This window comes from Burkholderia sp. Ac-20353 (genome assembly GCF_017104785.1).
GTDB lineage: Bacteria > Pseudomonadota > Gammaproteobacteria > Burkholderiales > Burkholderiaceae > Burkholderia.
The window spans coordinates 1-911 of the sequence record NZ_JAAGPL010000531.1 but is presented as its reverse complement, the minus strand read 5'-3'; the positions used below and the strand labels follow the sequence as shown (position 1 = coordinate 911).

Below are 911 nucleotides of genomic sequence, written 5' to 3'. Positions count from 1 at the left end.
CATGACGCTCGCGCTCGCGGTGTTCGCGCTGCTGCCGCTCGTGGGTCTGCCGGGGCTGCGCCGCCTGCGCGACGACGGGCCGAGGCTCGCGCGGCACGCGCCGGCGCGGCTGAAGCCGACCGATCCGCGGCTGCGTCTGCCGTGGTGGAGCGCGTTTGCGCTGTACAGCGTCGTGATGATCGCGAACAGCGCGCTCGGCTTCTACGTGATCGACCAGCTGCAGGTCGGCGCGCGCGACGCGTCGGCGGTGGTCGGCTATGCGCTCGGCAGCGCCGGCATCGGCCTGATCGCGATGCAGTCGCTCGTCGGGCGGCTGCGGCGGGTCGCGCCGCACCAGTGGCTGCGATGGGGCACGCTCGTCGGTGGCGTTGGCTTCGTGTCGGTGCTGGCGGTCGAGCCCGCGCAGCCGTTGCTGATGTGCGCGAGCTATCTGGTCGCAGCTTGCGGGATGGGCGCCGCGTTTCCGGCAGTCGCAGCGCTCGCGAGCACGCGCGTCGAGCCGCACGAGCAGGGCGCGTGCGCGGGAGCGATGTCGGTCGCGCAGGGGCTCAGCATGGTGGTGGCGCCGCTCGTTGGCAACGGGCTCTACGAACTGCATCCGGCCGCGCCATTCGCGGCGATCGGGGTGGTGATGGCGGGGGTGTTTGCCGGGACGTGGCGCCGGGCGTCGAAGGCGTAGGGCTGCGCGTCGATGGGGAACGAATACGCCCGCTTGTGCGGGCGCTTTGCTTCCTGGGCCGGAAATGAAAAAAGGTCAGCTTGCGCTGACCTTTTTTGAATACATATGGTGCCCAGGAGAGGACTCGAACCTCCACGATGTTGCCACCGCTAGGACCTGAACCTAGTGCGTCTACCAATTCCGCCACCTGGGCACGTTTCGCTTGTTGCTGCATCGCGAAAGAACGCAATTA

Annotated in this window: 1 protein-coding gene and 1 tRNA gene; one reads left to right on the top strand and one right to left on the bottom strand. The window is 68.7% G+C overall.

The window, feature by feature from the left end:
* A partial coding sequence (locus tag G3N94_RS41775; RefSeq protein WP_241022377.1) for an MFS transporter occupies window positions 1-679 on the top strand: 679 nt, incomplete at its 5' end.
* 106 nt (window positions 680-785) lie between these two features.
* Here the strand turns inward: G3N94_RS41775 and G3N94_RS41770 are convergent.
* A tRNA-Leu gene (locus G3N94_RS41770) sits at window positions 786-872 on the bottom strand.
* Window positions 873-911 lie beyond the last annotated feature (39 nt).